14 protein-coding genes and 1 tRNA gene are annotated in these 12,455 nt (G+C 54.4%); 14 read left to right on the forward strand and 1 reads right to left on the reverse strand.

All coding sequences use genetic code 11. From position 1 onward, the window contains the following. The first annotated feature begins 2 nt into the window (after nt 1–2). The 12 genes from NQ842_RS04355 to NQ842_RS04410 all read left to right on the forward strand — a co-directional run bounded on the left by NQ842_RS04355 (nt 3) and on the right by NQ842_RS04410 (nt 10,889). Complete coding sequence (locus NQ842_RS04355; protein WP_257256539.1) at nt 3–911, forward strand: baseplate assembly protein; 909 nt, start codon at nt 3–5, stop codon at nt 909–911. Beyond that, nucleotides 904–1,434 carry a phage tail protein I gene (locus tag NQ842_RS04360; protein WP_257256540.1) on the forward strand — a complete coding sequence of 177 codons (531 nt, stop codon included), beginning with the start codon at nt 904–906 and terminating at the stop codon, nt 1,432–1,434. The genes NQ842_RS04355 and NQ842_RS04360 overlap by 8 nt, the downstream gene beginning before the upstream one ends. An 11-nt stretch (nt 1,435–1,445) precedes the next feature. Next, entirely contained in the window at nt 1,446–3,518 is a 2,073-nt protein-coding gene (locus tag NQ842_RS04365; protein WP_257256541.1) for a tail fiber protein, read from the forward strand. 1 nt (nt 3,519) lies between these two features. Then, on the forward strand, nt 3,520–3,936 hold the full coding sequence (locus NQ842_RS04370) for a tail fiber assembly protein (RefSeq protein WP_257256542.1): 417 nt from the start codon (nt 3,520–3,522) through the stop codon (nt 3,934–3,936). Between the two features lie 388 nt (nt 3,937–4,324). After that, the gene (locus NQ842_RS04375) at nt 4,325–5,518 is read left to right on the forward strand and encodes a phage tail sheath protein (protein WP_257256543.1); all 1,194 of its coding nucleotides are present in this window, start codon (nt 4,325–4,327) and stop codon (nt 5,516–5,518) included. An 11-nt stretch (nt 5,519–5,529) separates the two neighbouring features. Then, nucleotides 5,530–6,048: a phage major tail tube protein gene (locus tag NQ842_RS04380; protein WP_257256544.1), complete on the forward strand. Its 519-nt coding sequence runs from the start codon at nt 5,530–5,532 to the stop codon at nt 6,046–6,048. A 55-nt stretch (nt 6,049–6,103) separates the two neighbouring features. Next, a complete protein-coding gene (locus tag NQ842_RS04385) occupies nt 6,104–6,412 on the forward strand; it encodes a phage tail assembly protein (RefSeq protein ID WP_257256545.1) in 309 nt (102 codons plus the stop codon). Nucleotides 6,413–6,444: 32 nt separating this feature from the next. Continuing rightward, nucleotides 6,445–6,564 carry a GpE family phage tail protein gene (locus NQ842_RS04390; protein ID WP_014833330.1) on the forward strand — a complete coding sequence of 40 codons (120 nt, stop codon included), beginning with the start codon at nt 6,445–6,447 and terminating at the stop codon, nt 6,562–6,564. Beyond that, nucleotides 6,557–9,004, forward strand: a complete 2,448-nt coding sequence (locus NQ842_RS04395) for a phage tail tape measure protein (RefSeq protein WP_257256547.1) — start codon at nt 6,557–6,559, stop codon at nt 9,002–9,004. Before NQ842_RS04390 ends, NQ842_RS04395 begins: the two co-directional genes overlap by 8 nt. An 11-nt stretch (nt 9,005–9,015) precedes the next feature. Beyond that, the gene (locus NQ842_RS04400; RefSeq protein WP_014833328.1) at nt 9,016–9,480 is read left to right on the forward strand and encodes a phage tail protein; all 465 of its coding nucleotides are present in this window, start codon (nt 9,016–9,018) and stop codon (nt 9,478–9,480) included. After that, nucleotides 9,477–10,622 (forward strand): phage late control D family protein, encoded by a 1,146-nt coding sequence (locus NQ842_RS04405; protein WP_257256548.1) that lies wholly within the window; start codon nt 9,477–9,479, stop codon nt 10,620–10,622. Before NQ842_RS04400 ends, NQ842_RS04405 begins: the two co-directional genes overlap by 4 nt. A 66-nt stretch (nt 10,623–10,688) precedes the next feature. After that, nucleotides 10,689–10,889, forward strand: a complete 201-nt coding sequence (locus NQ842_RS04410) for an ogr/Delta-like zinc finger family protein (protein ID WP_014833326.1) — start codon at nt 10,689–10,691, stop codon at nt 10,887–10,889. 154 nt (nt 10,890–11,043) lie between these two features. Here NQ842_RS04410 and NQ842_RS04415 read toward each other — a convergent pair. Beyond that, nucleotides 11,044–11,119, reverse strand: a tRNA-Ile gene (locus tag NQ842_RS04415). 125 nt (nt 11,120–11,244) lie between these two features. Between NQ842_RS04415 and mug the strand changes: the two genes are divergently transcribed. Both mug and NQ842_RS04425 read left to right on the forward strand, forming a co-directional pair. After that, a complete protein-coding gene (mug, locus tag NQ842_RS04420) occupies nt 11,245–11,751 on the forward strand; it encodes a G/U mismatch-specific DNA glycosylase (protein ID WP_050860575.1) in 507 nt (168 codons plus the stop codon). A gap of 203 nt (nt 11,752–11,954) precedes the next feature. Further along, nucleotides 11,955–12,455, forward strand: a complete 501-nt coding sequence (locus NQ842_RS04425) for a hypothetical protein (protein ID WP_050860576.1) — start codon at nt 11,955–11,957, stop codon at nt 12,453–12,455.

Genomic DNA, 12,455 nt, shown 5'->3' on the forward strand with positions numbered 1-12,455 from the left:
CTATGGCTATTGTTGATCTGAGCCAGCTCGCCGCGCCTGATGTCGTGGAGGAGGTGGATTATGAAACGCTGCTGGCAGAACGAAAGGCCACCTTTGTCTCACTCTTTCCTGAGGCGGAGCAAGAGGCTATCGCACGCACGCTGGCCTTAGAGTCAGAGCCGATTGTGAAGCTGCTGCAGGAAAACGCGTATCGGGAAGTTATCTGGCGCCAGCGCGTCAACGAGGCCGCGCGAGCGGTCATGCTGGCCTACGCCGCCGGCAGCGATCTCGACCAGATTGGGGCAAACGCTAACCTTCAGCGCCTGGTGATTACGCCTGCCGACGACACGAGCTTTCCGCCCACGCCAGCGGTAATGGAATCCGATACCGATTTTCGTCTGCGCATCCAGCAGGCGCCAGAAGGGCTGAGCGTGGCCGGTTCGACTGGCGCTTATCAGTTCCATGGCCGCAGCGCGGATGGGCGGGTGGCGGATATTTCCGTGATAAGCCCTCAGCCCGCGAACGTCACGGTTTCCGTGCTCTCCCGGGAGAATAACGGCGTGGCGTCTGAAGAGCTGCTTACCCTCGTTCGCAATGCGCTGAACGATGAGGACGTCAGGCCAGTCGCCGATCGCGTGACCGTCCAGTCGGCCAAAATTGTCGACTACACCATTGCGGCCTCGCTGTTCCTCTTCCCTGGCCCGGAAAGCGAACCGGTGCTCAACGCGGCCAGAGCCCGGCTGCAGGCCTATATCACGGCGCAGCATCGGCTGGGACGCGATATTCGCAAGTCTGCCATTTACGCCGCTCTTCACGTTGAAGGAGTGCAGCGCGTGGAGCTGACCGCTCCGGCAGCCGATATCGTGCTCGATGAAACTCAGGCCTCATGGTGCAGCCAGTACAGCGTAACCGTGGGGGGGAGCGATGAGTGATACCCGTCTTTTACCGGTTGGAGCGTCGCCTCTTGAGGTGGCGGCCGCGCGCGCCTGTGCGGAGATAGAAAAAACGCCGGTACCGCTACGCCATCTCTGGAGCGCAGATACCTGCCCGGCAAATTTGCTGCCGTGGCTGGCGTGGGCATTTTCGGTCGATCGCTGGGACGAGAACTGGCCGGAGGCCACCAAACGGGACGTGATCCGCGCGGCGTGGTTTATCCATGCCCACAAGGGAACCATCGGTGCCGTGCGCCGCGTCGTGGAGCCGCTTGGTTATCTGATTAACGTCACCGAGTGGTGGCAAACCAACGATCCGCCCGGCACCTTCCGCCTTGATATCGGCGTATTAGACACCGGTATCACCGAGGAAATGTATTACGAGATGGAAAGGCTTATCGCTGATGCGAAGCCTGCCAGCCGCCACCTTATCGGCCTGAATATCATCCAGGACATCCCGGGTTATCTCTTTACCGGTGCCCTGAGCTATGACGGCGACATCATTACGGTTTACCCCGGATAAGTGAGAGCACAATGACAGTGAAATTTAAAACGGTTATCACCAAAGCCGGTGCAGAAAAACTGGCTGCAGCAACCGTCCCCAACGGGAAGAAAGTGAACTTCACCGCAATGGCGGTCGGCGACGGCGGCGGTGCGTTGCCCGTTCCGGATGCCAGCCAGACAAAGCTGGTGAATGAAGTCTGGCGCCACGCGCTGAACAAAATCAGCCAGGACAAGAAGAACAAAAACTACGTTGTGGCGGAGCTGCTGATCCCGCCAGAAGTGGGTGGTTTCTGGATGCGTGAGATGGGCCTTTATGACGATACCGGGACGCTGATTGCCGTCGGGAATATGGCTGAAAGCTATAAGCCCGCGCTGGCGGAGGGGTCAGGACGCGCGCAGACGCTTCGCATGGTTATCATGGTGAGCGATATTTCCTCCGTCGAGTTGACGATTGACACCTCAACGGTAATGGCCACGCAGGAATACGTCGACGGGAAGCTCGCGGAGCACGAGCAGTCGCGTCGCCATCCGGACGCGACCCTTGCTGCGAAGGGCTTTACACAGCTCAGTAGCGCCATTGACAGCGCCTCCGAGGTGCTCGCTGCAACGCCGAAAGCGGTGAAGGCGGCGTACGACCTGGCGAACGGGAAATATACCGCAGCGGATGCAACCACGGCGCGTAAGGGGATTGTTCAGCTGAGTAGTGCCACTGACAGTGTGTCTGAGGTGCTGGCGGCAACGCCGAAGGCGGTGAAGACTGCGTACGATCTGGCAAACGCCAAGTACACCGCGGTAGATGCCACTACGGCGCGTAAGGGGCTTGTCCAGCTCAGCAGTGCGATTGACAGTGTGTCGGAGGTGCTGGCAGCGACGCCGAAGGCGGTGAAGGCTGCGTATGATTTGGCGAACGGGAAGTATACGGCAGCAGATGCAACGACGACGCAAAAGGGCATCGTCCAGCTCAGCAGTGCAACGGACAGCACGTCTGAGACGTTAGCGGCAACAGCAAAATCGGTTAAGGCAGCCAATGATAATGCCAACGGGCGAGTACCGTCTGGGCGAAAGGTGAATGGCCGCGCGTTAACTGGCGACATTAATGTTACTTCACAGGATATTTTTAACGGTCAGGCGGCAGGGATTGGTAATGCAGAAGATCTGAATGCCTATACCACACCTGGGCTGTATTACCAGCCAGCGAATGCGCAGGCGCAAACCGGTAAAAACTACCCTGAAGCAAATGCCGGTTCCCTTGAAGTATATAAACATGCCGGTGTTACACAAATTTATCGGATTTATAATAATTCTCGCACTTACATTCGTACCCTCTACAGCGGTACCTGGTCGGCCTGGATAAAACAGTATGACGCGGCCAATAAACCCACGGCGATAGATGTTAGTGCCATCCCCCTGGCGGGTAGCACCGCTGTAAATGGGGTGGTAAGAAACTCAGCTGAATTTCAAAGTATTTCAGCCAATAACTATCGCATGGTATATGGCAACTACGGTGCATTTTGGCGGCAGGATGGTAGTAATTTATATCTCATGCTGACCAACAGCGGTGATCAGTACGGAAGTTATAACGGCCTTCGTCCTTTAGCCGTGAGCTTGTCTTCTGGTGATGTAACCATGGGTAAGCTGAACTTAACCAACTTTCAGTTTTTTGACGCGCGCTATTACACTAAAACGCAATCAGATGCGGGTTATATGGCGAAAACGGGCGCATATACCAAAGCTGAAAGCGACGGGCGTTTCCAGCCTAAAGGGAGTTATACACCTGCAGGGCAGGCCTATACAAAAGCGGAGAGCGATGCTCGGTATCAAAAATTAAACACTGCATCAAAGGCGGCTAACGGTTGGTATAAAGACACTAATACCGGTATCATTTTTCAGTGGGGTAGAAACGGATCCACTGGAGTAGGAAATGCCTCTGTAATTTTCCCGATTGCTTTTCCTAATGCATGTTTGAATGTTCAAAACTCTTGGGTTAGAGGAGCTGATAATCCGGGAACAAAACCATGGGGTTTTGTCTCGAGTTTTAACAACACATCAGCGAGTGTGTCCAGTGATGCATCAGGTTCATACTGGTTTGCAATAGGGTATTAATATGAATGATAAATACTATTACAGCGCAAAAACTAATGCTTTTTATCCCTCTTTGCTTATTCCTGATTATATTAAGGCAGGTACATTACCAGATGATATTAAGGAAATCTCGACAGAATGGTATACCTATATTCTTAATTGTCAGGCAAGGGGGGAGGTGATTAGACCAAACGAATTCGGTCAGCCTGTGCCGTCAGAACCACCACCACCTACGCAACATGAGATGAGGGGGATTGTCGAGGAAAAAAAAGCACAAATAATGCGGGTGGTTAGTGAAAAAATAGCTGTTTTAAACGATGCGATAGAGCTCGGAATCAGCACCAAAGAAGAGGAAGCAGCACTCCCTGCATGGCGGAATTATCGTGTGCTGGTGAGCAGAGTTCGAACTGATAGCCCTGTATGGCCAGAAGAACCGTGATAGTAGCCCCCCCCATGGGGGGATCTCACGTTACGATAATTATTTTTAAGCTTGATTTACACTTGATTTTATTAGCGGCGTGCTTTTTATATTAATTGAGGTTATTCACTTTTAAGTGTTATTTCGGAATTAAGTTTTTGGTAACCGATTTCCATATCTAGTTAGATGGTATATATGTGAACGATAAAAATTCATTGCATTTAAAAGGTCAACATAATGGATTTTATTAATGTCCATAATCCCCGTAACACTATTGTGGCTCAACAGAGTTTTTATATATTCGCTGGTGAATAGATTGTTGTGTTATGTGCAAACGAACTCAGTTATATAGAGCATAAACCGCTGATGCAAGAGAATAGATGCTCCACTAAACCACGGAGTTAAACGGATGGGCGACTATCACCACGGCGTGGAAGTCATCGAAATCAACGATGGCACACGCACCATTTCCACCGTCTCGACGGCAATCATCGGTATGGTCTGTACGGCCAGCGATGCTGACGAACAGACATTCCCTCTTAACGAGCCTGTGCTCATTACCAATGTACAATCCGCGATTGCGAAAGCCGGGAAAACAGGCACGCTGTCCGCTTCCCTTCAGGCGATTGCCGATCAGTGTAAACCGGTTGTCGTTGTTGTTCGCGTGGCCGAAGGTGTCGATAACCCGGACGACCCGGAAGCCGCACAGAAAGAAACCATTTCTAACATCATCGGTACCACCGATGAAAACGGCAAATACACCGGTCTGAAGGCACTTCTCACCGCGAAAACGGTGACCGGCGTTAAACCACGCATTCTTGGTGTACCGGGTCTGGATTCGCAGGAAGTGGCGACCGCGCTGGCAGCGACGTGTCAGAGCCTGCGTGCGTTTGGCTATGTCAGCGCATGGGGCTGTAAAACCATTCCTGAGGCGATCAACTATCGCAAAAACTTCAGCCAGCGTGAGCTGATGGTTATTCACCCGGATTTCCTGGCGTGGGATACCACGACGAACGCCACCAAAACGGCCTGGGCGACCGCACGCGCACTTGGTCTGCGCGCCAAGATTGACCAGACTACCGGCTGGCATAAAACCCTGTCCAACGTCGGTGTTAACGGCGTCACCGGGGTGAGCGCTTCTGTCTCCTGGGACCTGCAGGAACAGGCCACCGATGCCAACCTGCTTAACCAGGCGGGCGTGACTACGCTGATTCGCAATGACAGTTTCAAATTCTGGGGCAACCGTACCTGCTCTGACGATCCGTTATTCCTGTTTGAAAACTACACCCGTACCGCGCAGGTACTGGCCGACACCATGGCGGAAGCGCACGCATGGGCGATGGATAAACCCATTACCCCAACGCTTATCCGCGACATCATTTCCGGTATCAATGCCAAATTCCGCGAGCTGAAAACCAACGGCTACATCGTTGACGGCTCCTGCTGGTATGACCCGGAATCGAATGACGTGTCGACCCTCAAAGCGGGGAAACTGTATATCGATTACGACTACACCCCTGTTCCGCCGCTGGAGAATCTGACCCTGCGCCAGCGCATCACCGATACCTATCTGGCAGACCTGTCAGATTCGGTTAACAGCTAAGGAGCTGCAGCATGGCGTTACCACGCAAACTTAAATATCTGAATATGTTCAACGATGGCCTGAGCTATATGGGCGTTGTTGAGTCTGTCACCTTACCGAAGCTCACCCGCAAGCTGGAGAAGTATCGCGGCGGCGGTATGCCGGGTTCGGTCTCTGTCGACCTCGGCCTGGACGATGATGCCATGGCGCTGGAGTGGACCATTGGTGGTCTGCCGGACGTTGCACTGTGGGCGCAGTATGCCTCGCCAGGCGCGGACAGCGTGCCGCTGCGTTTTACCGGTTCCTTCCAGCGTGACGATACCGGCGAAATCTCTGCGGTGGAGATCGTGATGCGTGGCCGTCACAAAGAGTTTGACGGCGGCGAGAACAAGCAGGGCGAAAGCGGCACGACCAAGATGTCCACCGAGTGCGCTTACTACCAGCTCACTATCGATGGCAAAGAGGTTATCGAGATTGACATCATCAACATGGTGCTGAAAGTCGACGGCGTCGATCGTCTGGCGGAACACCGTAAGGCCATCGGCCTGTAACCCTTAACCGGCCGCAGCTGCTGGCCGGTTACTTACCCTTTTTGAGAGTAACGAAATGGAAAATATCAACGAGACTGTTATCAACGAAAGCGAAAACCCAAACACCGTCACGCTTGATAGCCCCGTTCTGCGCGGCGAGCATAAAATCGAAAAAGTGACCGTCGCAAAACCCAATGCGGGCACCCTGCGTGGCGTATCGCTGGCGTCGCTGGCGCAATCCGACGTGGATGCCCTGATTAAGGTGCTGCCGCGAATGACCTCTCCGGCGTTGACCGAACATGAGATTGCACGTCTGGATGCCTCCGACCTGCTCTCTTTTGCCGGTAAGGTGGTCGGTTTTTTGTCACCGACTTCGGCTCGCTGAAATTTCCTGAAAACCTGTCGGTCGACGATCTGATGGCGGATATCGCGGTGATTTTTCACTGGCCGCCGTCAGAGCTGTACCCCCTGAGCGTGACCGAACTCCTCATATGGCGCGAAAAGGCGCTGCAGCGAAGCGGAAACCACCATGAGTAATAATGTCAGACTTCAGGCGCTGCTGGATGCAGTCGCCAGGGCAAGCCGACCGCTCAAAGCTATCCACAATGCCAGTCTCTCTCTTGAGGGAGAGATCGGTGAATCGCAGGCGGCGCTGCGCGCGCTCGATGAGCAGGCGGCCCGCGTCGATGGATTCAGAAAAACAAGCAGTCAGCTCACCATGACGGGGCAGGCGCTTGCCATGGCGAAACAACAGACGGCGGCACTGGCGCGTGAACTGAAAAACACGCAAAACCCCACCCGGGAGCAGAACGATGCGCTGACGGCAGCCCGCCAGTCTGCCGCCGCCCTGAAGCTTGAGTACAACACTCTGCGCCAGTCCGTCCAGCGCCAGCGCGGCGAACTGGCGCAGGCGGGGATTAACACCCGTACCCTGGCAGCAGATGAACGTCGTTTAAGAAAGAGCATCGGCGAAAAAACGCAGCAGCTCAACGGACAACGAGAGGCACTCGCCCGGGTTAATCAGCAGCAGGAGCGGCTCAATGCCGTTCAGCGTCGCTACGAATCCGGCAAACGTGTTGCCACGCGCGTGCATCAGATCGCTGGCGCAGGCGTGAGCATGGCAAAGACGGGCGTTGACCAGATGTCCCGGTTTATGGCGCCGGGTATCAGTGCTGAAAAGCAGATGTCTGCTATTCAGGCCAGTCTTGGTCTGGAGAAGGGGGATGTCAGGCTTGAGGCTATTCGCCAGCAGGCGCGGGACGTCAGTGCCGGTACGGGAACCTCAACGGAGGCGGTCACCCGGGCGCAGACCGAGCTGGTTCGTTCAGGATATGACGCCGAGGGTGTGCTTGCAGCCACGCTTCCTGCGGTCAATCTCAGCCTTGCGGGAAATGTCGATGCCGCAAACGCCGCTGACATCATCAGCAATGCACAGACCGCGTTCAACCTGGCCAATACCGATGCTGGGCGTGTCGCAGACGTGCTGACCCGCGGATTTACCTCCTCTCACACCAGCCTTACCGAGCTGGGTGCTGCCGTGGCCTCTGTCGCGCCAATTGCCAGCGGCGCTGGCGTGAGCCTTGAAGATACGACCGCGCTGCTTGGCATTCTGATGGAAAAGGGGATGAAAGGGAGCACGGCTGGCGCCGGGGTCGGCGCTGTGCTGAGCCATCTGCAGATGCAGAACGGTCAGGGTTCTGCCGCGCTGGGTGAACTGAACGTACAGACCCATGATGTACAAGGCAATCTGCTGCCTGCGGAGCAGATCCTCAAAGCCCTCTCCGCATCCTTTGAAAAGAGCCAACTCGGTACCGCGCAGCAGATGGCGTACCTGAAGACCATTTTCGGTCAGGAAAACGCGCAAGGCGCTGCGGTACTGGTCTCCGCCGCGGGTAATGGAACGCTGTCTGAGAAACGTCAGCAGCTCCAGGGGGCAAAGGGCAGTACCGCGCGGGTAGCTGCCGTTCAGTCCGATAACCTTGCCGGTGATATAGGCAAGCTTCAGGCGGTGTGGAACGGCCTGAAGATGGATGTATTTGATAAGGCGGATGGCGCCCTGCGTACCCTGACCACCACCGCGACCGGGTGGATCAGTACGCTCTCTCTGTGGGTGAATGCCAACCCCGCACTGACGCAAGGCCTGGTCGGGGTTATCGTCGGCGCGCAGGCGTTTGCCGGCATAGTGGGCGGGCTGGGCACGGTCGTTGCGCCGATGGTGACCGGCCTGAACCTGGTCATTACCGCCGCCGGGATGTTAGGCACCGCCTTCAGCGTGGTCGGCGGTAGCATCATGGCGATCCTGGGTGCACTCAGCTGGCCCATCATTGCCATTGGTGCGGCGATTGCGGCGGGTGCATTACTGATTTTTAAATACTGGGAACCTGTCAGCGCCTTCTTTACCGGGGTGATGGAAGGGCTTTCTGTGGCCTTTGCTCCACTGGGCGAGCTGTTTTCTCCACTTCTGCAGGCGTTTGGTTTCATCTCAGAGAAGCTGGGCGGGATCTGGCAGTGGTTTACTGACCTGATTACGCCAATCAAAGCGACTCAGGAAACGCTCGACAGTTGCAAAAACGCGGGGGTGATGTTCGGTCAGATGCTCGGGGAGGCGTTGATGGCACCGCTTAATCTGTTCAACACTCTGAGCAGCAAGGCGACCTGGCTACTGGATAAACTCGGTCTTATCAAAACAGAGTCGGATAACATCGAGCCCGCTGCGGCTAACGCAGGGGCGGCTTCCTCTGCGCCGGGCAGTGCGTATATTCCGCCGACATCGACCTATGGTGGCTATCTGAAGTATCAGCCAGCGCTGGCCACTGGCGGACGCTCTTATGTCGATCAGAGCAGGAGCGAATATCACTTCACGCTGCAGGGTGACATGACCTCCGGCGCGGACCTCAGCCGCCAAATTCAGGATGCCCTGGACAGCAGAGAGAATCAGAGAGCGGCGAACCAGCGATCGCGCTTTATGTATGAGTAAGGAGAGAGAAAATGTTAATGGTGCTGGGGCTGTTTGTCTTTGAGCGACGAACCTTGCCGTATCAGTCAATGCAGTTTTCAAAGGATTACCGCTGGGCCTCTAACGATCGCATCGGGAAGCCCAAAGCCTGGCAGTATCTGGGTGAGGGCGATACATCCCATACGCTCTCCGGAACGCTTTATCCTGAAATTACCGGAGGGCGATTGTCCCTCAAAGCCATCGAACTGATGGCGAATGAGGGGCGGGCCTGGCCGCTGATTGACGGGACGGGCATTATCCATGGCATGTTTGTGATTGATAAGGTCACGCACACCCATACGGATTTTTACAGCGATGGTACGGCGCGTAAAATTGATTTTACGCTTTCGCTGAAGCGCGTTGATGAATCGCTGATGGCGATGTTTGGCGACCTGAGAACACAGGCTGAAGAGCTGGTGACCAGCGCGCGTACCGAAATCGGAGGGCTGCTGGGATGATCACGGAAATGAATGTCCGGGCGGGGGGGAAAATCGCCCCCGATTTTATGCTCAAGCTTAATGGCCGTGATATTACGCAAAATTTTAGCCATCGCCTTATCCGCTTGACCATGACTGACAACCGAGGCCTGGAAGCCGATCAGGTGGACATTGAGCTGGATGATTCCGACGGTCTGTTAGACCTGCCGGCTCGCGGCGCGTTTATTACTCTATGGCTGGGCTGGCAGGGCACCCCTCTGGAGCCGAAGGGGAATTTCACGGTCGATGATATTGAATTTCGGGGGGCGCCGGACCGGTTAACCATTCGTGGGCGCAGCGCCGATTTTCGTGGCAAGCTCAACGTTCGTCGCGAGCAGTCATGGCATGACACCACCCTCGGCGAAATTGTTGATACCATCGCGCAGCGCAACCAGCTTAGCGCCAGCGTGGCGGCGGAATTTTCATCCATAGCCATTGCGCATATCGACCAGACTCAGGAGTCCGATGCCGCGTTTCTCTCCCGCCTGGCTGAACGCAATGGCGCGTTTGTGGCCGTTAAGGAAGGGAAGGTGCTTTTCATGAAAGCGGGCGGCGCCGTGACGGCCAGCGGCAAACCGGTTCCGTTGAAGGTGATTGAACGCGCCGATGGCGATAAACACAGCTTTTCCATCGCCGATCGCGAAGCGTATTCCGGCGTGACGGCCAAATGGCTGCAAACGAGCGATCCTAAACAACAACACCCCAAGGTCAGCATCAATCGTCTGCCTCAGGCGGCAGCGACAGGTGCGTTACCTCATCCGGATGCCGCAGCCGTATCCGGCAGCACGGAGCAAACGCCGCAGGAGACATTGGTTGGTGCCGCCGATAACGTCTTTGAGTTGACCACTATTTTTGCCTCCGAAGCGCAGGCACTCAGAGCGGCTGAAGCCAAATGGCGTGCTTTACAGCGCGGGGTGGTGAAATTTTCTATCCAGCTGGCGCTGGGGAAAGCTGACCTTTTTCCCGAAACCCCCCTTCAGGTAAAAGGCTTTAAGCGGGCGATTGACGAGCAAGCGTGGATCGTCAGCCGGGTCGTACACACCCTTGACGGAAGAGGCTTTACGACGGAGGTGAATCTTGAACCTGACATTGCCGACGAAAAATTTTCCATCGAAAGCGAGTAGTATGCTTTTAATTTTACGCCTTTGGGGTATTATTAATTCACAAAAAGTGAATTAAACGGAGGCGGTATGTTTCATTGTCCTAAATGTAAGCACTCGGCACATGCGCGAACCAGTCGCTATTTGAGTGAAAATACCAAAGAGCGTTATCACCAGTGTACCAACGTTGATTGCAGCTGTACGTTTGTCACCATGGAGTCTGTTGAGCGCCTGATTGCAGCCCCTGGCATGCCAGAGCGTGCCCGGGCGCCCTCGGTGAACCGCAGTTAGCGATCGCCGCATCAGTCAAAAAAACCGCCTCGTGCGGTTTTTTTTATCCCTGTAACAACTCAGCGATACCGCCATTTCATCGCCACTGCAAATTGAGCCAACAAAAAAGCCACTCATGTGAGTGGCTTAATTATATGATACTAAAGCTAAAATTTGGTGGCCCCTGCTGGACTTGAACCAGCGACCAAGCGATTATGAGTCGCCTGCTCTAACCACTGAGCTAAGGGGCCGTGGCGGTGGATTATAATGTAACTCCCCGCCGCAATCCAGCCATTCACACCCGCCTGCTGTTTTTATAAACAACGCATAATCAATCCTTTATACTTCCATGATGATGTATCAATCGGGAGTAAACATGATCAACGATATTCTGGCCCCGGGACTGCGGGTGGTGTTCTGCGGAATCAACCCCGGTAAATCCTCGGCGCATACCGGTTTTCACTTTGCTCATCCGGGGAACCGCTTCTGGAAAGTGATCTACCAGGCCGGGTTTACCGACCGCTTACTCAAGCCTGAAGAGGAGCAGCATCTGCTGGATACGCGCTGCGGGATCACCATGCTGGTGGAGCGACCTACCGTGCAGGCGAGCGAAGTCAACCTGCATGAACTGCGCACTGGCGGGCGGGAACTGATTAAGAAGATCGAAGACTACCAGCCTGCCGCGCTGGCGATTCTGGGCAAACAGGCCTATGAGCAGGCGTTCAGCCAGCGCGGGGTGAAATGGGGGAAACAGGCCATCACCATCGGCGTGACGCAGGTATGGGTGCTGCCAAACCCGAGCGGACTTAACAGGGCAACGCTGGATAAACTGGTGGAAGCTTACAGGGAACTCGATGAGGCGCTGGTGAGTAGAGGTTTATAATATATCCTTGTTTTATTCGGCGCTGCGTCTCATTTTTATGTAGCGCCTCTAAAATTTAATTTATCTCAGCTTCATTAAACACACGCATTTCTCACGCGGGGGAACACTTCCTCCGTGTCTGTATTCTTTTCTGCGATTAATACTTTACCTGTCTTATTCAGATTGCCTGTTAGCAATGAATAAAAGAGACCCATGAGGTAAGTATGAATAATAAAATTAACGACCATTTTTTGCAGGCTTATCCTGTCATTTTTTCCGGCTTACCAGCAATGAGCTCAGAAAATGAAAAGGAACTGATTCAGTTTTGTGAACGCTATCCACATTACGTTTTATCCGCTATGCCCTGGGCGGCGGCGGAGATCGCTGGGGTCTGTGGGTTCTCAACGCTGTTTCATATGATTTACGACTTTGGCGGCAGGAAAATATATCTGCCCAAAAAACAGGAACGTTTTAAAAAACTCTACTGCATTGATATTTCAGCAGAACAGTATGACCGTTTGTTAAAGCGCGTGGATTCAGCCGGGAATATTGAACTGCCTTCTGCCTGGGGCGTTTTTATCGCCATTCGTCGCGCGGCCATGCAAATGGCTATGCGGGATAATCTCTCCTCAACGGAATTAACACGCACGTTTGGGGTGAGTATGCGGAATATAAGAATGATTCGTTCTACTACTGATAAACAAAAAGGGGGTGAAGCACTTTAG

The organism is Enterobacter cloacae complex sp. R_G8 (genome assembly GCF_024599795.1).
In the GTDB taxonomy this organism is placed as follows: domain Bacteria; phylum Pseudomonadota; class Gammaproteobacteria; order Enterobacterales; family Enterobacteriaceae; genus Enterobacter; species Enterobacter dissolvens.

Bases quoted from the DNA above. Each gene is read 5' to 3' on its own strand.
- NQ842_RS04390 (WP_014833330.1), top strand. From the start codon at position 6,445: ATGGCGGATATCGCGGTGATTTTTCACTGGCCGCCGTCAGAGCTGTAC.
- NQ842_RS04385 (WP_257256545.1), top strand. From the start codon at position 6,104: ATGGAAAATATCAACGAGACTGTTATCAACGAAAGCGAAAACCCAAAC.
- NQ842_RS04375 (WP_257256543.1), top strand. From the start codon at position 4,325: ATGGGCGACTATCACCACGGCGTGGAAGTCATCGAAATCAACGATGGC.
- NQ842_RS04410 (WP_014833326.1), top strand. From the start codon at position 10,689: ATGTTTCATTGTCCTAAATGTAAGCACTCGGCACATGCGCGAACCAGT.
- mug (WP_050860575.1), top strand. From the start codon at position 11,245: ATGATCAACGATATTCTGGCCCCGGGACTGCGGGTGGTGTTCTGCGGA.
- NQ842_RS04370 (WP_257256542.1), top strand. From the start codon at position 3,520: ATGAATGATAAATACTATTACAGCGCAAAAACTAATGCTTTTTATCCC.
- NQ842_RS04360 (WP_257256540.1), top strand. From the start codon at position 904: ATGAGTGATACCCGTCTTTTACCGGTTGGAGCGTCGCCTCTTGAGGTG.
- NQ842_RS04425 (WP_050860576.1), top strand. From the start codon at position 11,955: ATGAATAATAAAATTAACGACCATTTTTTGCAGGCTTATCCTGTCATT.
- NQ842_RS04365 (WP_257256541.1), top strand. From the start codon at position 1,446: ATGACAGTGAAATTTAAAACGGTTATCACCAAAGCCGGTGCAGAAAAA.
- NQ842_RS04355 (WP_257256539.1), top strand. From the start codon at position 3: ATGGCTATTGTTGATCTGAGCCAGCTCGCCGCGCCTGATGTCGTGGAG.
- NQ842_RS04405 (WP_257256548.1), top strand. From the start codon at position 9,477: ATGATCACGGAAATGAATGTCCGGGCGGGGGGGAAAATCGCCCCCGAT.
- NQ842_RS04395 (WP_257256547.1), top strand. From the start codon at position 6,557: ATGAGTAATAATGTCAGACTTCAGGCGCTGCTGGATGCAGTCGCCAGG.
- NQ842_RS04400 (WP_014833328.1), top strand. From the start codon at position 9,016: ATGTTAATGGTGCTGGGGCTGTTTGTCTTTGAGCGACGAACCTTGCCG.
- NQ842_RS04380 (WP_257256544.1), top strand. From the start codon at position 5,530: ATGGCGTTACCACGCAAACTTAAATATCTGAATATGTTCAACGATGGC.